18 protein-coding genes are annotated in these 20,105 nt (G+C 71.0%); 8 read left to right on the top strand and 10 right to left on the bottom strand.

Annotated features, from left to right (window positions below):
* Positions 1-78: 78 nt before the first annotated feature.
* The 4 genes from AB0C82_RS14055 to AB0C82_RS14040 form a co-directional block, all read right to left on the bottom strand.
* Complete coding sequence (locus AB0C82_RS14055) at positions 79-1,029, bottom strand: ADP-ribosylglycohydrolase family protein (protein WP_362840479.1); 951 nt, start codon at positions 1,027-1,029, stop codon at positions 79-81.
* Positions 1,026-2,582 (bottom strand): amino acid permease, encoded by a 1,557-nt coding sequence (locus tag AB0C82_RS14050; protein ID WP_362840476.1) that lies wholly within the window; start codon positions 2,580-2,582, stop codon positions 1,026-1,028. The genes AB0C82_RS14055 and AB0C82_RS14050 overlap by 4 nt, the downstream gene beginning before the upstream one ends.
* Before the next feature lie 114 nt (positions 2,583-2,696).
* On the bottom strand, positions 2,697-3,341 hold the full coding sequence (locus tag AB0C82_RS14045; protein WP_362840473.1) for a fasciclin domain-containing protein: 645 nt from the start codon (positions 3,339-3,341) through the stop codon (positions 2,697-2,699).
* A gap of 68 nt (positions 3,342-3,409) precedes the next feature.
* Entirely contained in the window at positions 3,410-4,948 is a 1,539-nt protein-coding gene (locus AB0C82_RS14040; protein WP_362840992.1) for a sulfite oxidase, read from the bottom strand.
* Positions 4,949-5,198: 250 nt separating this feature from the next.
* Between AB0C82_RS14040 and AB0C82_RS14035 the strand changes: the two genes are divergently transcribed.
* The 4 genes from AB0C82_RS14035 (at position 5,199) to AB0C82_RS14020 (ending at position 9,473) form a co-directional block, all read left to right on the top strand.
* Positions 5,199-6,506, top strand: a complete 1,308-nt coding sequence (locus tag AB0C82_RS14035; protein ID WP_362840471.1) for an FAD-dependent oxidoreductase — start codon at positions 5,199-5,201, stop codon at positions 6,504-6,506.
* An 86-nt stretch (positions 6,507-6,592) separates the two neighbouring features.
* Positions 6,593-7,315 (top strand): DUF1365 domain-containing protein, encoded by a 723-nt coding sequence (locus AB0C82_RS14030; RefSeq protein ID WP_362840989.1) that lies wholly within the window; start codon positions 6,593-6,595, stop codon positions 7,313-7,315.
* A gap of 68 nt (positions 7,316-7,383) precedes the next feature.
* Positions 7,384-8,673: a class I SAM-dependent methyltransferase gene (locus tag AB0C82_RS14025; RefSeq protein ID WP_362840986.1), complete on the top strand. Its 1,290-nt coding sequence runs from the start codon at positions 7,384-7,386 to the stop codon at positions 8,671-8,673.
* Positions 8,670-9,473 carry a DUF1295 domain-containing protein gene (locus tag AB0C82_RS14020; RefSeq protein ID WP_362840468.1) on the top strand — a complete coding sequence of 268 codons (804 nt, stop codon included), beginning with the start codon at positions 8,670-8,672 and terminating at the stop codon, positions 9,471-9,473. Before AB0C82_RS14025 ends, AB0C82_RS14020 begins: the two co-directional genes overlap by 4 nt.
* Positions 9,474-9,755: 282 nt before the next feature.
* Here AB0C82_RS14020 and AB0C82_RS14015 read toward each other — a convergent pair whose 3' ends face one another.
* The 4 genes from AB0C82_RS14015 to AB0C82_RS14000 form a co-directional block, all read right to left on the bottom strand.
* A complete protein-coding gene (locus tag AB0C82_RS14015; RefSeq protein WP_362840466.1) occupies positions 9,756-10,511 on the bottom strand; it encodes an anti-sigma factor in 756 nt (251 codons plus the stop codon).
* On the bottom strand, positions 10,508-11,092 hold the full coding sequence (locus AB0C82_RS14010; protein ID WP_362840464.1) for a sigma-70 family RNA polymerase sigma factor: 585 nt from the start codon (positions 11,090-11,092) through the stop codon (positions 10,508-10,510). The genes AB0C82_RS14015 and AB0C82_RS14010 overlap by 4 nt, the downstream gene beginning before the upstream one ends.
* A 132-nt stretch (positions 11,093-11,224) precedes the next feature.
* Positions 11,225-11,707: an ABA4-like family protein gene (locus AB0C82_RS14005; protein WP_362840461.1), complete on the bottom strand. Its 483-nt coding sequence runs from the start codon at positions 11,705-11,707 to the stop codon at positions 11,225-11,227.
* Positions 11,704-12,648, bottom strand: a complete 945-nt coding sequence (locus tag AB0C82_RS14000) for a hypothetical protein (protein WP_362840983.1) — start codon at positions 12,646-12,648, stop codon at positions 11,704-11,706. Before AB0C82_RS14000 ends, AB0C82_RS14005 begins: the two co-directional genes overlap by 4 nt.
* 168 nt (positions 12,649-12,816) lie before the next feature.
* Between AB0C82_RS14000 and AB0C82_RS13995 the strand changes: the two genes are divergently transcribed.
* Positions 12,817-13,497, top strand: a complete 681-nt coding sequence (locus AB0C82_RS13995) for a MerR family transcriptional regulator (protein WP_362840459.1) — start codon at positions 12,817-12,819, stop codon at positions 13,495-13,497.
* A 47-nt stretch (positions 13,498-13,544) separates the two neighbouring features.
* On the opposite strand, the gene AB0C82_RS13990 is transcribed toward AB0C82_RS13995, so the two are convergent.
* Both AB0C82_RS13990 and AB0C82_RS13985 read right to left on the bottom strand, forming a co-directional pair.
* Positions 13,545-14,387, bottom strand: a complete 843-nt coding sequence (locus AB0C82_RS13990; protein ID WP_362840457.1) for a siderophore-interacting protein — start codon at positions 14,385-14,387, stop codon at positions 13,545-13,547.
* 47 nt (positions 14,388-14,434) lie between these two features.
* Positions 14,435-15,343: a 5'-3' exonuclease gene (locus AB0C82_RS13985; RefSeq protein ID WP_362840980.1), complete on the bottom strand. Its 909-nt coding sequence runs from the start codon at positions 15,341-15,343 to the stop codon at positions 14,435-14,437.
* Between the two features lie 309 nt (positions 15,344-15,652).
* Between AB0C82_RS13985 and AB0C82_RS13980 the strand changes: the two genes are divergently transcribed.
* The 3 genes from AB0C82_RS13980 to AB0C82_RS13970 all read left to right on the top strand — a co-directional run bounded on the left by AB0C82_RS13980 (position 15,653) and on the right by AB0C82_RS13970 (position 20,100).
* Positions 15,653-16,744 (top strand): glycine betaine/L-proline ABC transporter ATP-binding protein, encoded by a 1,092-nt coding sequence (locus tag AB0C82_RS13980; protein ID WP_362840454.1) that lies wholly within the window; start codon positions 15,653-15,655, stop codon positions 16,742-16,744.
* The gene (locus tag AB0C82_RS13975) at positions 16,737-19,367 is read left to right on the top strand and encodes an ABC transporter permease/substrate binding protein (protein ID WP_362840451.1); all 2,631 of its coding nucleotides are present in this window, start codon (positions 16,737-16,739) and stop codon (positions 19,365-19,367) included. The genes AB0C82_RS13980 and AB0C82_RS13975 overlap by 8 nt, the downstream gene beginning before the upstream one ends.
* Before the next feature lie 187 nt (positions 19,368-19,554).
* Positions 19,555-20,100, top strand: a complete 546-nt coding sequence (locus tag AB0C82_RS13970) for a helix-turn-helix domain-containing protein (RefSeq protein ID WP_362840448.1) — start codon at positions 19,555-19,557, stop codon at positions 20,098-20,100.
* Positions 20,101-20,105: the final 5 nt, after the last annotated feature.

The following is a 20,105-nucleotide window of genomic DNA, read 5'->3' as shown; positions in this document are numbered from 1 at the left end:
GACGAATGGCCGCGGTGGGCGCCTGTCACACGCCCATTCTGCGCTTACCTTTCCCTTATGTGTAGTTTTCCGGTCCACTTATCGAGGTGAATTCACCGGCGGCTCGTCACCGTTCAGCTGCCGGGCCAGTGAGGCCAGTTCCGCCGCCCGCAGTACACGGTCACCCGAACCCGGCATCGGGACGTGCAGCGGCAGGACCCACCGCCGCGGGACCGCGCCCGCCCCGTACACCGCGCCCGCCAGGCCGCCGGTCACGGCCGCCACGGTGTCGGTGTCACCGCCCACGTCGATGGCCGCCGCCAGAGCGCTCTCGTACGTACGCGTCGTGCGCAGCGCCCACAGCGCGGTGCCCAGGCACGGCCACACCGCCCCGTTGAACTCCGTCGCGTCGTCCGGATGCCAGCCGGGCGCGAGGACCGTCGCCCAGCGGGCCCGGTGGTCGGAATGCACCTCCGCGAGTGCTGCGGGGACGGCGGCGAGCGGGTCGTCGCCGTCCAGTGCGACGCGTACCAGCTCGTGGAATACGGCGGTGCCTTCCCAGGCCGCCCGGTCGCCGTGCGTCAGCGCCGCGATCCGCCGGGCCGCGTCCATCGTCGCCGCCCGGCCCGCCCGCGCGAAGTGGACGGCGGACGGGGTGGCCCGCATCAGCGAACCGTTCCCGGCCGCCCGGGCGTTGATCTGGAAATGTAGTGCGGCCGCCAGATCCCACGGCTCCCCGCTCGTCAGCACGTCCTCGGTCTGGAGGCCGATGTCCTTCGGTCCGCCCGCTGCCCAGCGCCGGAACCGGTCGAAGATGTCGGGCAGGTCCAGTCCGTCCCGCTCCAGGAGGGACTCCCCGACCAGGACCGCCATCTGAGTGTCGTCGGTGGCCTCGCCGGGATCCCAGCCGCCGCCCCCGCACATGGTCGCGACCCCGTCGGGGAAGCGCTCGGTGAGGACGCCCGCCGTCCCGAACTCGAAAGGTGCCCCCAGTGCGTCCCCCACCGCCGATCCGACCACCGCGCCCACCGCCCGCTCCGTACGGTTCATCCGGTCAGGGTAGAGGCCGCCGCCGCGGCTCCCTTCCGGGCGAGGCGGAACCGGTACGCCGATCCGAGCGTCACGGTCACCGCCAGGAACAGGACCGTGAACCACTGGAAGTACCAGTGGCCGCCGGCCGGGTCGTAGACCGCGGCGCGGGGCCAGGCCAGGTTGACCGTCATGGAGACCCCGTACACGAAGGCCAGCGCGTTGACCGGCAGGCCCCACCGGCCCAGCGAGAAGAGCGGCCGGCCAGTCTCGTCGTGGACCGGGCCGTCGGCCGGGGCGGGCGGGATGCGCCGCAGCCGTCGCCACAGCATCGGACCGGTGACCATCGTGTACGCGAGGTAGAGCATCGCGATGCACGTGGTGCCGATCGCGAGGAACGCCTCCGGCGACGCCAGGTTCAGCAGCCCGAGCGCGGCAGCCGCCCCGCCGACCAGCAGCGCGGGCGCAGCGGGCATACCGGTGCGCGGGGAGACCTTGGAGAACAGGGCCGAGCAGGGCAGCACCCCGTCCCGCGCCATCGAGAACAGCATCCGGGAGCCTGACGTCTGGATGGCGAGGGTGGCGACGGCGATGGCCACGGCGACATCGGCGAGCAGCGCGCGGCCGACCCCGTCCCCGAGACTGCTCGTCAGGACGTAGGAGAGACCTTCCGTGGCCAGCCGGCCGTCGGTGAGGTCGGGTGCGGCCAGCACCCCGCCCAGGACCAGCAGCCCACCGAGCACGCCCGCCGAGGCCAGTGACAGCAGGATGGTGCGGGGCGCCGTGCGGCGCGGGGAGCGGGTCTCCTCACTCATCTCTCCCGCGCTGTCGAAGCCGATCAGGACGTACGCCGCCGTGAACGACCCCACCAGCAGAGCGCCGATCGCGCCGCCCTCGCCGCCGGTGTGCAGCGTGATGCCGGGGCCCCGTTCGGCGTGCGTGAACAGAAGGACCACGATGAGCACCGCGCCGATGATCTCGGCCGTGACGCCCACCCGGTTGACCAGCGACATGATGCGGTTGTCCAGCAGGTTCACCGTGGTCGTGAGAGCGAGCAGCACCACGGCGAGGAGAGCGGCGTTGGCCGCGCCCGTCGGCGTCGTGGGAGCCGGATCGCCGCCCAGCAGCTGGAAGCCCGACCAGATCGCGGGCAGCACCACCTGGAGGGCCAGCGCCGCGGCGGCGACCACCACGATCTGCCCGATCACCATGATCCAGCCCGCGAACCAGCCGAACGCGGGGGTGCTCAGCCGGGTCGCCCACTGGTAGATCGCCCCCGACAAGGGGTAGCGCGCGGCGAGTTCGGCGAAGCAGGCGGCGACCAGGAGCTGACCGACGAGCACGACGGGCCAGGTCCAGAAGAAGGCGGCGCCACCGAAGGAGAAGCCGAAGGCGAAGAACTGGAAGACCGTGGTGAGGACGGAGATGAAGGAGAACCCGGCTGCGAAGGAGGCGTACCGCCCCATCGTCCGGTGCAGCTCCTGCCGGTAGCCGAAACCGGCCAGCGCGACCGAGTCGCGCGGGCCGGTCCCGGCCTCGTCCGGCCGTACTCCGGGTGGTGCGGTGGCAGTCATGTGAGCCCCTGTCGCCGATTTCCTGTCAGGCGACAGAAATTAGGGACGAGCTGTTTCGGGGGCGTCACACGGCCGTGTCCGGGCGGCGCCGAAGTGCTCACCGCCGCTGCCCCGCTACTGCGGGGGCATCAGCACCGAGTCGACGATGTAGACCGTGGCGTTGGCCGTCGGCACGTTGCCGCAGACCACCTTCGAGGAGTCGTTGACGGTGTACTCCACACCCGAACCGGCCGTCGTCAGCTTGCTCTTCTCCAGAGTGTCGAAGGAGCCGCTCTCAAGCTGCTGCGGAGTCAGCTTCTGACCGACGACGTGGTAGGTGAGGACCTTGGTGAGCGCGGCCTTGTCGGCCAGGAGCGCGTCCAGGTCGGCCTTCGGAACCTTGGCGAAGGCATCGTTCGTAGGCGCGAACACCGTGATGTTCTGCGCGTTGTTGAGGGTGTCGACCAGACCCGCCTGCTTGACGGCCGTGACCAGCGTCGAGAGGTCGGGGTTGTTCGAGGCGGCCGTCGCGACCGGGTCCTTGGCCATGCCGTCGAACGAGCCCGCACCGTCCGCCGGTACGGACGCGCAGCCCGGACCGAACGGCTTGTCCGTGTCCATCGCGTCGTCGGCCGGAGCCGCGGGCTCGGAGGAAGCCGCCGAGGGGGTGGATCCGGACGCGGAGTCCTTGGTGTCGCTGGAACACGCGGTCAGGGCGAGCGGCAGTACGGCCGCGGCGGAGACGGCGATGGCGGCGCGACGGAAGCGGAGGGTGTTCATGGTGTTCTCCAGGTTCGGATGGTGTTGATGAGGTCAGGTAGGTGTTCATGCGCGGGGCTGAGGAGGGTTCAGGGCACGTCGACCACCACCGAATGCCGGCCCGTCGCCCCGTTCGGGACGGTGCCGGCGCGCTCGGCGGTCTGTGTGGCGCCCGTTCGGTCCGTCGCGCGGACTTCGAGGGTGTGACCACCGCTCGTGGCGGGCCAGTCCCAGACCCACTGGCGCCAGGTGTCCCTGCTGTCCTCGGCGGCCAGCCGGGCGGTCTGCCACGGGCCCCCGTCCACCCGGACCTCGACCCGGGCGATGCCGCGGTGCTGGGCCCAGGCGACCCCGGCGACCGGCACCGTGCCCGCCTTCGGGGAGGCGAAGGGGCGGGGGGTGTCGATGCGCGACTGGGTCTTGACGGGCGCCCGTTGCGACCAGTCGCGCCTGACCCAGTACGCGTCGTACGCGTCGAAGGTCGTCAGCTCGATGTCCTTGATCCATTTGCAGGCGGACACATAGCCGTACAGCCCGGGAACGAGCATCCGGACGGGGAAGCCGTGGTCGAAGGGGAGCGGTTCGCCGTTCATCCCGAGTGCGAGCATCGCGTCGCGCCCGTCCATGACGTCCTCGACCGGGGTGCCGATGGTCATGCCGTCGACGGACCGGGACACGAGCTGGTCGGCGCTTCCGCCCTCGGACGGCGGTTTCACTCCTGCTTCGCGCAACAGATCGGCGAGCCGTACGCCGATCCAGCGGGCATTGCCGACGTACGGGCCGCCCACCTCGTTGGATACGCAGGTCAGCGTGATGTCCCGCTCGATCAGCTCCCGTTCGAGCAGGTCCTGGAAGCCGACCGTGAGCGGACGCCGCACTCCCTTCCCGTGAATGCGGAGACGCCAGCGGCCGGCGTCGAGGCGCGGTACGACCAGAGCGGTGTCCACGCGGTAGAAGCTCTTGTTCGGTGTGATGAAGGAGCTGAGCCCCCGGAGGTCCAGATCGGCGCCGCGGGGGACCGCGGGCGCCGCCGAGCCGGGGACCGGCAGGGTCACCGCACCGCGTGAGGCGGACGCCCCCGCCTGCCCGGACGCCGTGACCCGGCGCCCCAGGTAGCCGGCACCGGCCGAGGCCGCCGCCGCCGAGGTCGCCGCGATCACGAATCCGCGCCGGTCGAAGGTGCCCCGGTCCGCCCGGACTTCCGTCTCCCCAGCCGCGGGAGACGGAAGAGTCCTGGGCGCAAGCCGTCCGACCAGGAGATACAGCACTCCTGCGGCAACCAGGGCACCCACCACCGAAGGCAGCGCGTCGCCCGGCCGGCCCTCGGGCCGTCCGGTCGCCGCCACTGCCCCGACCACACCGAAGACCAGGACTGCCGCAGCGCCGAGCCTCCGGTGCCGCAGCGCCAGCACTCCCACCGCCAGGGCGAAGACCGCCAGGAGGGCGAGGATGCCGAGCTGAAGCACCAGCTTGTCGGCGGTGCCGAAGTTCCTCACGGCGAAGTCCTTCACCGCCGCGGGAGTCCGGTCGATGACCGCACCGCCCACCGCCGTGACCGGTCCCGCCTCGGGTCGTACGACAGCCGCGACCAACTCGGCGACGCACAGGGCGCTGAACCCGGCGATCAGACCACTGAGCGCGGCGAAGGCCGCGCGCGCCCAGGAGGATCGCCGGGACCCGGAGGCCCTGTGCGGCTGCGAATCGTTCTGATCTGCTTTCACACAGGTCATTCGGTCCCGGACGGGGCCCCGGATTGGTCACTCACCCGATCGAATGAATTTCTCCTTTTGACCAATCCTTCGCGCCACCGGCCACGAATGACCGCGAAGGGGCACGTGATCAGCGCCCCGGCACGGAGCAGGACCGGAGGGAGCCGGAATGTCAGGGGAACGACGACGGATAGCCGTGGTGGGGAGCGGGGTGGCGGGTCTGACCGCCGCCTACGTCCTCGGACGGGCACACGACGTGACGCTGTACGAGGCGGACGAGCGGCTCGGCGGCCATGCCCACACCCACGACCTGGCCGCCTCGGACGGCCGTGTGCACCGCGTCGACTCGGGATTCATCGTGCACAACCGGCGTACGTACCCGCATCTGCTGCGCCTCTTCTCCGAACTCGGAGTGGCGACCCAGGAGTCGGAGATGAGCATGTCCGTACGGTGCGAGGGGTGCGGCCTCGAATACGCGGGGGCGCGCGGTGCGACAGGTGTCTTCGCCCAGCCGCGCGCCGCGTTGCGCGGACCGTACCTGCGGATGCTGGCCGAGGTCCCGCGCTTCCACCGCGCGGCCCGCGCGCTGCTGGCACGCGCGGACAGTGGCGCGGACGTGGACGGGCACGGCGGGACCGGTGCGGAAGCCGGCCCCACCCTCGGGGAGTTCGCCGATCGCGCGCGCTTCTCCCCGTACTTCCGGGCCCACTTCCTGACCCCGGTCGTCTCCGCCGTCTGGTCCTGCGACCCCGTGACCGCCCTGCGCTACCCGGCCCGCCACCTCTTCAGGTTCCTGGAACACCACGGGATGCTCTCGATAGGCGGCTCGCCGGTGTGGCGCACCGTCACCGGGGGTTCCCGTACGTACGTCGACCGCGTCGCCAAGGAGCTGTCCGCCGTGCGGACCTCGACGCCGGTGCGGACGGTACGCCGGCACGGCGACGGCGTGGACATCGTCACCGAGGACGGCGGTACCGAGCAGCACGACGCGGTGGTCGTCGCCACCCACCCCGGCCAGGCGCTGCGGCTGCTCGCCGAGCCCACCGACGAGGAGCGGCGCACGCTCGGCGCGTTCCGCTACTCGCGCAACCCGACGCTGCTGCACACCGACACCGGCCTGCTGCCGCGCGCGCAACGTGCCCGGGCCTCCTGGAACTACCTGATGCCCGCCTGCTCCGCCGACGCAGACCGGGTCACCGTGAGCTACGACATGAGCCGGCTCCAGCGCCTCGACGCCCCCGAGACCTTCGTGGTCACGCTGAACGGCGCCGACCGTGTCGACCCCGCCCGGGTCCGCGCCCGCATGGTCTACGAGCACCCGGTGTTCACCCCGGAGTCGGTCGCCGCGCAGAGCCGGCTGCCCGCCCTGTCCGGGCCCGTCGTCGCCTACGCCGGGGCGTACCACGGCTGGGGCTTCCACGAGGACGGCTGCCGCTCGGGCGTCGAGGCCGCCGAGGCGCTGGGCGTGAGGTGGTGAACGCCCGCGGAAGCGACACGGCGGGCGTGGACGCGGGCGGGAGGGCGACGGCCGGCCTGGACGCGGGCGGGCGCAGAAGGGCGCACGTGAACTCCGTCTACCCCTGCACGATCGCCCACGTACGCACCACGCCCAGCCGCTACGCGCTCCGCCACCGCACCTACCTGTGGCTCATCGACCCGGACAGGCCACCCCGCCTGCCCGCCGTCCTGCGCCCGTTGGCCCGCTTCGACGCCCGCGACCACTTCGGCGGCAGCGCCCCCACCATCAGGGCCGGGCTCGAACGCTTCCTCGCCACGCGAGGCATCGAACTCGCCGACGGCACCGTCACCATGCTCACCCACGCCCGGGTCCTCGGCCACGTCTTCAACCCACTGACCGTCTACTGGTGCCGCCGGAGCGACGGCACCCCGCTCTGCGTCGTCGCCGAGGTGCACAACACGTACGGCGAACGCCACTGCTACCTGCTGCGCCCTGACGCGGACGGGCGGGCGGAGGCCGTCAAGGAGTTGTACGTGTCGCCGTTCTTCCCGGTCGACGGCGGATACCGGATGAGGCTGCCCGAACCGGGCCCGCGGCTCGACCTGACGATCCATCTGGAACGGCACGGTGCACGCCCGTTCACCTCCACCGTCCGCGGATCCAGGCTCCCGGCGACCGCGGCCTCGCTGCTCCGGCTCGCGGTGCGTCACCCGTTGTCCACCCTGGCGGTCTCCGCCGCGATCCGGCTGCACGGCGTCCGGTTGTACCTGCGCCGAACCCCCGTGCAGCCCCGCCCCCGTCACCACGCCCAGAAAGGCATGCAGTGAAGACGCACCCCTCCCCCTCGGAGACGCACCCATCCCCGCTCCCCGCTCCCGCCCGCCCCGCGCCGTACGTGACCGAGGGCCCCGATCCCGTGCGCTGGCCGGGTGTCGTCACCCTGCCCGAGGCATCCCGGGTTTGTACCGCGGTCGCCGAACGCCTCGTGCGCCGGGCGCTTTCGCGGCTGCCGCTGCGGGCCCGGCTCGCCGGCGGTGAGAGCGTGGGCCTCGGCGGACCGCTGATGGAGATCCGCGAACCCGGCGCGTTCTTCCGGCGGATAGGAGCGGAGGGACTCATCGGCTTCGGCGAGTCCTACATGGCGGGGGAGTGGGACTCGCCCGACCTGGTCGGCGTCCTGACCGTCCTCGCCGCTCACGCCACAGAACTCGTCCCCCGGCCGCTGCAACGCCTGCGAGGGCTGTGGGCACTTCGGCGGCCCCCGGAGCAGGCGAACACCCCCGACGGTGCCCGGGACAACATCAGCCACCACTACGATCTCTCGAACGACCTCTTCGCGACCTTCCTCGACGAGACGCTGACGTACTCCGCGGCCGTCTTCCGCGGTTTCCCCGCCGAGCAGGACCTCCTCCCCGCAGCCCAGCACCGCAAGATCGACCGGCTGCTGGACATGGCGGGCGTGGGGCCCCACACCCGTCTCCTCGAAATCGGCACCGGCTGGGGCGAGCTGGCCATCCGGGCCGCGGAGCGGGGCGCCCGGGTCGTCACCGTCACGCTCTCGCAGGAGCAGCAGGCACTCGCCAGGGCCCGGGTCGACGAGGCCGGCCTCTCGGAGCGGGTCGAGATCCGCCTGCTCGACTACCGGCAGGTCACCGGGGAGTACGACGCGATCGTCAGCGTCGAGATGATCGAAGCCGTCGGCGAGGAGTACTGGCCGGCTTACTTCAGGACGCTGGAGCAGCGGCTCGCCCCCGGCGGCCGGATCGCGCTCCAGGCCATCACCATGCGGGACGAGCGCCTGCGCGCCGCCCGGGGCACGTACACCTGGATCCAGAAGTACATCTTCCCCGGCGGTCTGGTGCCCTCCGCCGACGCGTTGGAACGGGCGGCCGGCACCCACACGGGGCTGCTCACCGAGCAGGTCACCCGTTTCGGAACGCACTACGCGGAGACCCTGCGGCTCTGGCGGGAACGCTTCACCGCACGGGCCGAGGAGATCGAGGCGCTCGGTTTCGACGCCACGTTCCGCCGGATGTGGACCTTCTATCTCGCCTATTCGGAGGCCGGATTCCGGTCTGGCTATCTCGACGTGCAGCACATACTGCTGACCCACGGCGCCGGGAGTGACGACAGCGCCCGGCGCGCGGGCGGCTCCTCGGCCGTCACCTCGGGGCCCGGCCGGTGAACGCCTTCGACTGGGTGGCGTTCGCGCGGGGGACCGGTGCAGGCGCGGGCGCCGCGTTCGGCGTCATGCTCGTCACGTTCGCGATCGCCCTGCGCAAGGGGGTGCACCGCATCGTTGACGTGGCGTGGGGCGTCGCGTTCGCCGCCGTCGCGCTGGTCTCGTACGCCCTGTCCTCGGAGTACGGGGACGACGGCCGCCGTCTCCTGGTGACCACCCTGACCGTGGTCTGGGGGCTTCGGCTGGCCGTCCACATCGCCCTGCGCGGGCGTGGGCACGGGGAGGACCCGCGTTACGCGGCGATGCTCGCCAAGGCGCGCGGGAGCACGGCCCTGTACGCCTTCTGGAAGGTGTACCTCCTCCAGGGGGCGCTGGTGCTGCTGGTCTCCCTGCCCGTCCAGGCGGCGCAGTACGTCTCGGGGCCGCTGACCTGGTGGGCCTGGGCGGGTACGGCGCTGTGGGCGGTCGGCCTCTGCTTCGAGGCGGTCGGGGACCGGCAACTGGCGCGGTTCAGGGCCGACCCTGCCCACCGCGGGCAGATCATGGACCGCGGACTGTGGGCGTGGACCAGGCACCCGAACTACTTCGGCGACTTCTGCGTCTGGTGGGGCCTGTTCCTCTTCGTCTGCGAGGAACCTGCCGTGTCGGCTGTGACGATCGTGGCGCCCGTGGTGATGAGCTTGCTGCTGATCAAGGGCAGCGGCAAGGCACTCCTGGAGCGGCACATGGCCGAGCGGCCGGGATACGCGGCGTACCGGGCGAGGACCAGCGGGTTCTTCCCTCGGCCACCGCGCCGCGACTGAGCAGACGGTCCAGGCACCGGGCGGGCCAGCACCCGCCCGGCCCGGCACCCGGTGGGTTACAACCCGCCCGGCCCGGCACCCGGCGGACCGGCCTCGCCCGGCGTCGGCCGGGGACAGGCCCACCTCCCGCCGTAGCCGGTGCTCCGCACGCGAAGGACCCGGTGGCGCCGTGCGCCACCGGGTCCTTCCCGCCTGCCCGTTCGCGCCAGCCAGCCAGCCAGCCCGCCTTCCCGCCCGGCCGTTCGCGACCGGCTGCCGCCCGTCCGTCCCTCGGCCGCTCGCTCAGGCCGGCAGGGTCATCAGCGCCAGTGGCGCGGAGGTCGGCTGCTCGGAGCCGCCGGAGGGTTCGACGGTGATGCCCATTCCGGAGGCCTCGCCGACCGGTCCCTCCATCAGCACGGCGCCGTCCGTCGCGGACGGGTTCATCAGACCGGCGGAACGCATGGTTCCGCCCTCGTCGAACCACAGCTGGTAGACCTTGCCGGCCGGGGGCCGTTCCATCCCCGAGGCCAGGAACACCGCCCGGTCCGCGCTCTGCGAGACGACGACGGTGCCGCGCGCGCCGCCCTTCAGCGTTCCCGAGCTGGTCTTCGCGTCCGGCGCCGCGATGACCTCCGCCATCTGTGCGTTCTGCCGCTCAGCCCGGCCGGCCTCCTCCCGTGCGTCCTGGGCCACCTGGTTCTGCCACACCGCGACCCCTCCGAGCGCGGCAGCGGCGGCGACACAGGCGGCGAGCAGATAGCTGGTGGTCCGCCGCCGGGCCCCGTCACCGGCTCCGGCGGCCCGGTCGAGCCGCCCGTGGGGCGGCGGCTCCTGACGTACCGTCGCGACCTCGCGCAGCACACGGTCGCGCAGTGCCGCCGGCGGTGTACGGGACACCGCGAGACCGAGCCGGGCGGCGGTCGCGGTGAACTCCCGTACCTCCTGGGAGCACGCTTCGCACGCCTCCAGATGCCGTTCGAACTCACCACGTTCGTCTTCGGGCAGCGCGTGCAGGGCGTAGGCCCCGGTCAGCGTGTGCAGGTCGGCCGTGCTCATGCGTTCACCCCCAGGCAGTCGCGCAGTCGGATCAGTCCGTCACGGAGCCGTGTCTTGATGGTCCCGAGGGGCACGGACAACAGCTCCGCCACCTCGCGGTAGGTGTGACCCTGGTAGTACGCCAGGGTCACTGACTGGCGTTGCAGTTCGGAGAGGGTCCGCAGGCAGCGGCGTACCTGTTCGCGTTCGAGCCGCGTCTCGACCTGTTCCGACACCTCGTCGAAGTCGGGTCTGCGGTCCAGGAGGGCGGCCTTGTGCTCGCGGGCCGCCGCGGCCTCCACCGAACGGACCCGGTCCACCGCTCTGCGGTGGGCCAGGGTGAGCACCCAGTTCATGGCGCTGCCGCGGGCCGGCTGGAAGCGGGGCGCCGTGCGCCACACCTCCACCAGCACTTCCTGCGCCACCTCCTCGGACTGTGCCGGGTCCCGCAGGACACTGCGCACCAGGCCGAGCACGGGTCCGCAGACCGCGTCGTACACGGAGGCGAAGGCCTGCTGATCACCCCGGGCGACCCTCACCAGGAGCTCCTGGAGATCGGGCCCCGCGGAGGGGGCTCCGCTGATGTGGACGGCTTCTTTCACGCGGGCTTCCTCCAGGTCGGCGCATCGGTTCCCTGGTGTGATTCGGAGCCGTCGCCCGCACGGATTGGTCGGTCCGCGGAAATTCTTCCACCCTCCGGGAAATCCCCGGGCACGCCTACGCCGGAGGCGTGTTCAGACGCCGGGTACGTCGGACGCGGTGGCAGCGGGAAGCGGTTCGTCCGCGCGGCTCCTCCTTCCCGCCCGGATCCTCGCCGCGCGCAGGGCCAGGAAGATCAGGAGCCCGAACGGCGAGAGCAGAACCGTCAGCACGAGCAGAGGCCCCATCACCAGCGGCGAGAGCGCCAGCCGGCGCCCTTCCAGATACATCCACTGGCCCAGCAGCAGATCCCAGGCGATGACCTGCGCCCAGACCGCGCCCGCTCCGTTGGCCAGTGCCGTCAGATCGCGGAACGTGTCGAGGTCGGGGCTGCGCACCGCGGTCCACAGTTCGGGGAAGACGGGCACCGCCATGACGAGGTAGACGGCCAGCACCGGCAGGACCGTGAGCGGGGATGCGGCGATGCGCGCGGTGGACTGCCAGCGCGGCGCGAGGATCATGAGCAGCCAGAAGGGCGCGGCGAGCAGGAACGCGATTTCGAAGAGTGCGCCGGTCATGCCGTGTGCTCCTTTTCTGCGGAGGTGTGGGAATCGCTGTCGGCGGGGGTGCGGGAATGGCTGCCGGGGCGTGCGGGGGCCGGGCGCAGCGCGGCGTACACCCCGCAGGCGGTGGCGGCCAGGATCAGGGCGGCGGTGGCGAGTGTCGCTCCGTCCGGGTGGATCAGCGGCTGTCCCCGCAGGGCCTGCCAGGTGAGCAGGGCGACGGCGGCCGCGTACGCACCGGAGGCCACGAGCACCAGACGCAGCCGGGTCCGTGGGTCGGCAAGCCGGGGAAGGCGAGACCCGAGCGCGACCAGCACCAGGAGGAGCAGCGGGAGCAGTTGGAGTGCGTGCATCCCCACGAAGTGCGGGACGCGCAGGTCGCCGCCGGTCGTCGACCAGCCGGTGAGGGGCATCGAAGGGCCGCCGTCCGGCACGCCGACGGCGTGGGCGCCGACCACGTCGGCGGTGTCGAGACCGCCCGCGGCCCGCTGCCCGGCGGTCGGCTGCGTCATCAGGAAGCCGAGGCCGGCTCCGGCCAGGGCGATGGCGATGCCCGCGCGGATCACCCAGGCCGAGGCGCGGTCCGCGATCCGGGCACGCGTCAGCAGGACCGCGATGACGAGGGTGCCTGCCCAGAGGATGACGATGGTGGCGCCCATCGCGTTGTAGAGGTTCGAGTCGAGCGGGGTGGCGGCGTTGAAGTGGCTGCGCCTCCCGCGGATCACCTGCGCGACGATGATCACCATCTCGATCAGGCTCGCCACCGCCACGACGGTCCCGGCCCACCAGCCGACGCGTCGGCCGCGTGTGAGCAGGGTCAGCATCCAGGCGAGCGAGAGCGCGTACGCCACGAACGAGACGGCGAACTTGAAGGGCTTGGCCCAGATGGGCGCACCCACGAGGACCCGGTCGTCGACCAGGATCCCGATGCCGGCGACGAGCGCCGTGACGGCCATCGCCGCGGCGAAGAGGACTAAGGGACGGTGCCAGGAACGCCAGGACGTCATAGGAGTACCCCCGTATGGATCAAGAGTCATTATGGATAGTGGAACTGTCTGCTATCCGGTAGTGGAACTATCTATCATGGGTTCCGTGATTGGCAAGGGCGGAAGGGTGAACACGCGTTGCGCATCGGTGAGTTGAGTCGCAGGTCGGGAGTTCCGGTACCGACGATCAAGTTCTACGTACGAGAAGGGCTCATGCCCGCCGGGCAGTTGACCAGCCCGAACCAGGCGACGTACGACTCCGGGCACGAGCGCAGGCTCAAGCTGATCCGGGCCCTGCTCGAAGTCGGCGGGCTCTCGCTCGCGTCGATCGGGGAGGTCATCCGCTCGATCGGCGACCCCGAGCAGCCGGTGCACAAGATGCTGGGTGCCGCGACGGACTGGATCGCGCCGCTGGAGGGCGGTGAGGCCGGGCCCGAACTGGAGGACGCCCGCGAGGACGTGGCGGAGCTCCTCGCGCGGCGCGGCTGGAAGGCCGACGCGGACTGCCCCGCGGGCGAGACCCTGGCCGCGGTGCTGGTCGCGCTGCGACGGGCCGGGCACGGGGGATTCGTCGGGTTGCTCGACGCCTACGCGGCCGCCGCCGAACCGGTGGCCCGGGCGGACCTGGACTACGTGGGGCGGATGGTGGCGCGGGAGGAACTGGTGGAGAGCGTGGTCGTCGGCACTGTGCTGGGAGAGGCGATGTTCGGCGCGCTGCGGCGGCTCGCGCACGTGGACGCGTCGGCGCGGGTCTACGGGGAGGGCGAGGAGGGGGCGGCCGGCGCCATGGGGGAGCCGGCCGCTCCCGGAAACGCCTGAACCCCGGTCGGCGTCCACGACGGTGACCGGGGTTCAGCGCGTTCGTGTTACGCGGCGCTCTCCTGCTCGCGTTCCACCTGCTCGTTCCACTCGCGCTTGACCGCGCGCCAGGCGTCGTCGCTCTGCCCCGCGCGCCAGTACCCGGAGATCGACAGCTGGGAGAGCGGGATCTGCCGTTCGAGGCGCAGGTGGCGGCGGATCTCCTTCACGAACCCGGCCTCACCGTGTACGAACGCCTGTACGTCGCCGGCGGGGAAGTCCAGGTCCTTCACAGCTGCCGTCAGGGCCTCGCCGACCGGTCGGTCACCGCGGTGCAGCCAGGTGATGGCCACGCCGTCGGGCGTGACGACCTTCTGCTCCTCCGAGGCGTCCGGTACCTCGACGTACGCGTGGACCACAGCGCCCGCGGGCATCTGCTCCAGCGTCGCGGCGATCGCCGGAAGGGCGCTCTCGTCGCCGGCCAGCAGGTGCCAGTCGGCCGACGGGTCGGGGCCGTACCCCCCGCCGGGGCCCAGGAACGTCACCTGGTCACCCGGGGTCGCGCGCATCGCCCACGGACCCGCCAGGCCCTCGTCGCCGTGCACCACGAAGTCGACCGTCATCTCCCGGGCGACCGGGTCCCACGCGCGCACCGTGTAGGTGCGGGTGGTCGGCCACAGCTCGCGGGGGCACTCCTCGCGGATCGACGCCATGTCGAAGGGATGGGCGTACTCCGCGCCCTCGGGTGCGAAGCACAGCTTGATGTAGTGATCGGTGAACCCGGAGAGGGCGAAGTCGGCGAGACCGTCACCGCCGAGCACCACCCGCACCATGTGCGGGGTGATCTGCTCGGTGCGCAGTACCTCGGCCCCCTGAGCCTTGGGTGCCTGGCGTGCCGGACGTTCTGCCACGAGGGTCTCCCTGGTTCGAGATGCTTAGGGTTACCTAAGTTAGCACCTCAGCTCCGGAGTGTGGAGAGCAGCCGCATCAGGGCGCCGCCCAGGCCCCACTGCTCCGCCAGCGCTTCCAGGGCCGCCGGATCGCGCGGCTCGCGGGGCAGCGCGGGATCGAAGGGGGGCAGGGGCACGTCGGCGGCGACCCGGACGACCTTCGGTGCGACCGCCACGTAGTCGCGTGCCTCGTACAGGCGCTTGCGCTGCGAGGGGGTCAGCCGGGCGGCGGGGTCGTCGACCGCCGCCATGATCCCGGCCAGGTCCCCGAACGCGTCCAGCAGCTTCGCCGCCGTCTTCTCGCCGATGCCGGGAACGCCCGGCAGGCCGTCGCTCGGGTCGCCTCGCAGCAGGGCCAGGTCGACGTACCCGGAGCCGTCCACCCCGTACTTCTCGCGCAGCCACGCCTCGTCGGTGACCTGGAGCGAGCCGACGCCCTTCAGTGGGTAGAGCACCCGCACCTCGCGGGCGTCGTCGACCAGCTGATAGAGGTCACGGTCGCCTGTGACGATGTCCACGGGACCGGTCGCCAGGCCCGTGAGCGTGCCGATCACGTCGTCCGCCTCGTACGGCGAGACGCCCACCCGGGCGATCCCCAGAGCGTCCAGGACGTCCTCGATGATCGGGACCTGCGGGGCCAGCGTGTCGGGGGTGTCCTCCTCGTCGGCCGTGCCCGCGGGCGTCTCCACCGCCACCCGGTGTGCCTTGTAGGTGGGGATCAGCTCGACGCGCCAGTGGGGCCGCCAGTCGGCGTCCATGCAGGCGACGAGATCGTCCGGACGGTGGTCCTGCACCAGTCGTCCGATGAAGTCGAGCAGTCCCCGCACGGCGTTGACCGGCGTGCCGTCCGGTGCGCGCACCGAGTCCGGGACGCCGAAATAGGCGCGGTAGTAGAGGGAAGCGGTGTCGAGGAGCATCAGGCGTCGCGTCACACCCCGATGATGCCGCACGCCACTGACACGGATGCCGCACGCCACCGCAGGGCCCGCCGAACCGCGGCGAGGGCCTCCCCGGGTCGAGGCCGCGCGGCCGCGCCGTACGCCGGGATGAAAAGTGAACTGGGTCACTCTCGTGTTTGGGTTACGTAAGTGAGGGCAGGCGGGCCACCGGAGCGGACCACGTCGCATGGCCAACCGATGCGCGTGCAGTGCGGACCGAATCCGCACCGCTCCACGGTCTGCCGGCGGGGGTGGCAGACCGTTTTCGGTTCAACGCGTGAGGTGTATGTGTCAAGGCTGCAAGCTGAGCACCTGTACAAGGTGTTCGGCAGACGACCCGATCAAGCCGTGCTCGAACTCGAAAGCGGCACCGACCGCGACGAGCTGCGCGCGGACGGAACGACCGCAGCGGTGATCGACGCATCGTTCACCGTGGAACCGGGTCAGATATTCGTCGTGATGGGGCTGTCCGGCTCCGGCAAGTCCACCTTGCTGCGGATGCTCAACGGACTGCTCGACCCCACGGCAGGACGCGTGCTGTTCGACGGCCAGGACCTGACGGCGCTGAGCCCCCGGGAGCTGCGCAAGGTCCGCTCCACGAAGATCAGCATGGTGTTCCAGCACTTCGCGCTCTTCCCGCACAGGAGTGTCCTGGAGAACGCCGCGTACGGCCTCGAAGTGCAGGGTGTGCCGCGCGCCGAGCGTGAGAAGCGTGCCGCCGAGGCGCTGGAGATGACCGGCCTCGCCGGCTGGGAGAAGTCCTGGCCCGACGAGCTGTCCGGCGGAATGCAGCAGCGCGTCGGCCTGGCCCGCGCGCTCGCCACGGACGCGGACCTGCTGCTGATGGACGAGTCCTTCAGCGCACTGGACCCGCTGATCCGCCGCGACATGCAGAGCCAGCTCCTCGAACTGCAGAAGCGGCTGAAGAAGACCATCGTCTTCATCACCCACGACCTCAACGAGGCCATGCGCCTCGGCGACCGTATCGCCGTCATGCGTGACGGGAAGATCGTCCAGCAGGGCACCGCCGAGGACATCCTCGTCCGCCCGGCCAACGACTACGTCGCCTCGTTCATCCAGGACGTCGACCGCTCGCGTGTGCTCACCGCGGGGTCGATCATGGAGCAGCCCGAGAAGGGCCGCTCCGACGCGGAACTGCTGGCCGGAGCACCCGCGACGGTGTCCGCCGAGACGCCGATCGCCGAGCTCTTCACCCCCTGCTCCACCAGTGGTGTCGCGGTCGCCGTGACCGACGCGGAGGGCGACGTCATCGGCGTCGTACCCCGCGACCGGCTCCTCGCCGCCCTGGGCGAGGAACCGCAGATCGAGACGGTGCTCCCCGCTCCGCGAGACGTCGAGAAGGTGACCGCCGGTGCCTAGGTTCACCTTCGGCGAATGGGTCGAGAGCGCGGTCGACTGGCTCCAGTCGAACCTCACCTGGATCTTCGACGCCATCAAGGCCGTGCTCGGCGGCATGTACGACGGCGTCGACGCCGTGCTCGGCGGCGGTGAACCGCTGCTGATGGCCGGCATCTTCGCCGTCCTGGCCTTCTGGCTGCGCGGTGTGGTCCCGGCCGCGCTCACCTTCGTGGGCTTCGCCCTGATCGACTCCCTCGCCCTCTGGGACGAGGCGATGGCGACCCTGTCGCTGGTCGTCGTGGCGGCGGTCATCACCATCGTGATCGCGGTGCCCCTGGGCATCTGGGCCGCCCGCAACAACAAGGTCAGCGCCACGCTGCGGCCGGTGCTCGACGTCATGCAGACGATGCCGGCCTTCGTCTACCTGATCCCCGGCGTCATGTTCTTCGGCGTCGGCGTCACCCCCGGCGTCATCGCCACCATCGTGTTCGCGATGCCGCCCGGCGTACGCATGACCGAGCTCGGCATCCGTCAGGTGGACGGCGAACTGGTCGAGGCCGCCGAGGCGTTCGGCACCACGCCCAAGGACACCCTGACCCGGGTGCAGCTGCCGCTCGCGCTGCCGACGATCATGGCCGGCATCAACCAGGTCATCATGCTGGCGCTGTCGATGGTCGTCATCGGCGGCATGGCCGGAGCCGGCGGTCTCGGCGAGAAGGTCTACGCCGCGATCACCCAGCTCCAGGTCGGCCTGGCCGCCGAGAGCGGTATCGCCGTCGTCATCCTCGCCATGTACCTGGACCGGATGACCGGGGCGCTCAACGAGCGCGTCTCCCCGCTCGGCCGCCGCGCCGCGGCCAAGGCCGCCGCCGGTGCGCGCCGCCTGAAGTTCACGCACTACAAGCCCGGCACCGCGGTCGCGATGGTCGGCGTGGTCGTCCTGGCGCTGATCGCGGGCGGCCTGAACCTCACGGGCGGCGACAAGGGCGGTACCGCGCAGGCCGACGGTACGGACGTCGGCCAGGGCCAGAAGATCAACCTGGGTTACATCCCCTGGGACGAGGGCATCGCCTCCACCTTCCTCTGGAAGGAACTCCTGGAGCAGCGCGGCTACACGACCGGTATCAAGCAGCTCGACGCCGGTCCGCTCTACTCCGGCGTCGCACGCGGGGACATCGACTTCCAGACGGACTCCTGGCTGCCGACCACGCACAAGGACTACTGGGACAAGTACAGCGACAAGCTGGACGACCTCGGTTCCTGGTACGGGCCGACCTCGCTGGAGCTGACGGTTCCCTCGTACGTCAAGGGCATCGACTCGCTCGACGACCTCAAGGGTCAGGGCAAGAAGTTCAACGGCAAGATCATCGGCATCGAGGCCAGTGCCGGGATGATGGGCACGCTGAACGAGAAGGTCCTCAAGGAGTACGGCCTTCAGGGTGAGTACGAGGTCGTCTCCTCCAGCACCTCCTCGATGCTGGCCGAGCTGAACGCCTCCATCAAGAAGAAGGAGCCCGTCGTGGTGACCCTGTGGTCGCCGCACTGGGCCTACGGCAAGCACGACCTGAAGAAGCTCAAGGACCCGAAGGGCGCCTGGGGCAAGGGCGAGGACGTCCACACCGTCGCGCACAAGGGCTTCGCCAAGAAGGCTCCCCCGGTCGCCGACTGGCTGAAGAAGTTCAAGCTCACCGAGGAGCAGCTCACCGGCCTGGAGAACGAGATCCAGGCGGCCGGTCAGGGCGAGGAGCAGGAGGGCGTCCGCGCCTGGCTGAAGAAGAACCCTGGCCTCGTCGACAAGCTGGCCCCGCTGCCGGCCGGTGCCGGCGGCACGGCGCAGGGCAAGGACGCGGGCAAGACCGTCAACCTGGGGTACTTCCCCTGGGACGAGGCCATCGCCAGCACGTACCTGTGGCAGAACGTGCTGGAGGACCGCGGGTACAGCACGACGGTCAAGCAGCTCGACCCCGGCCCGCTGTACACCGGTCTCGCCCAGGGCCAGATGGACGTCCAGTTCGACTCCTGGCTGCCCACCACGCACAAGGACTACTGGGACCGCTACAAGAACGACCTCACCGATCTCGGTTCCTGGTACGGGCCGACCTCGCTGGAGCTGAGCGTTCCCTCGTACGTCAAGGGCATCGACTCGCTCGACGACCTCAAGGGTCAGGGCAAGAAGTTCAACGGCAAGATCATCGGCATCGAGTCGAGCGCCGGGATGATGGGCACGCTGAACGAGAAGGTCCTCAAGGAGTACGGCCTGGAGGGTGAGTACGAGGTCGTCTCCTCAAGCACCTCCTCGATGCTGGCCGAGCTCAACCGGTCGATCAAGAAGAAGGAGCCCGTCGTGGTGACCCTGTGGTCGCCGCACTGGGCCTACGGCAAGCACGACCTGAAGAAGCTCAAGGACCCGAAGGGTGCCTGGGGCGAGGGCGAGCAGATCCACACCGTCGCCAAGAAGGACTTCCCCAAGGACTTTCCCGAGCTGACCGGCTGGCTCAAGGAGTTCAAGCTCAGTGAGGCGCAGCTGGCCTCGCTCGAGGTGGAGATCCAGAAGGGCGGCGCGGGCGAGGAGAAGGAATCCGCCCGTCGCTGGATGGATGCCAACCCGGACGTGATCGACGAGATGGCGCCCGTCGGCGGCTGATTCACCCCGTAGTACACCGCAGCACACCGAAAGGGACGGCCCCGGGATCGCACCGGGACCGTCCCTTTCGGTGTGCTCCCGGTCACTCCCCGGTAGGTTTCGCACCATTCGCTTCGGCGCCGTACGGCGAACGACATGCGTAGGGTGCTCGCAGCCGCGAGGATGGCCAGGCGGGAGGGAGCCGGACATGGACGACAAGGACACACCGCGGGTAGGTGCCGCGATCCGACGACGGCGCAGGAGCCTCGGGCTCACCCTGTCCGCGGTCGCCGTGCGCAGCGGGCTGTCCGTGCCCTTCCTCAGCCAGATCGAGAACGAACGGGCCAGACCGAGCGCCAAGTCCCTGGACCGCGTCGCGGAAGCCCTGGAGACGACGACGGCCCGGCTGAGGGCCGCCGCCGACTCGGCGCGCGCCGTCGACGTGGTGCGGGCGGGGGAGGGCGACGGGGTACGCCGAGTGGTGCGGGGCCGACATCAGCTCAGCGCCCTGGAGTTCACCGGCGAGGTGGATCTCGGACAGGAGTTCCAGCACCGCAACGACGAGGTGATGTACGTGGTGGAGGGCGCCGCCGAGGTGGAGGCCGAGGGCCAGGCGTACAGGCTGGACCGCGGCGACACGCTGTTCCTCTCCGGCGGCGTACGGCACCGCTGGCGCGCGACCGTCCCCGGCACCCGGCTGCTGGTCGTCGCGGTGGCGGAACACATCGACGCCACCTTCGACGCCCGGCGCTGAGGCGT

Source organism: Streptomyces sp. NPDC048560 (assembly GCF_040650955.1).
In the GTDB taxonomy this organism is placed as follows: domain Bacteria; phylum Actinomycetota; class Actinomycetes; order Streptomycetales; family Streptomycetaceae; genus Streptomyces.
The sequence above is the reverse complement of the archived record's forward strand: the minus strand, read 5'-3'. Positions and strand labels throughout refer to the sequence as shown.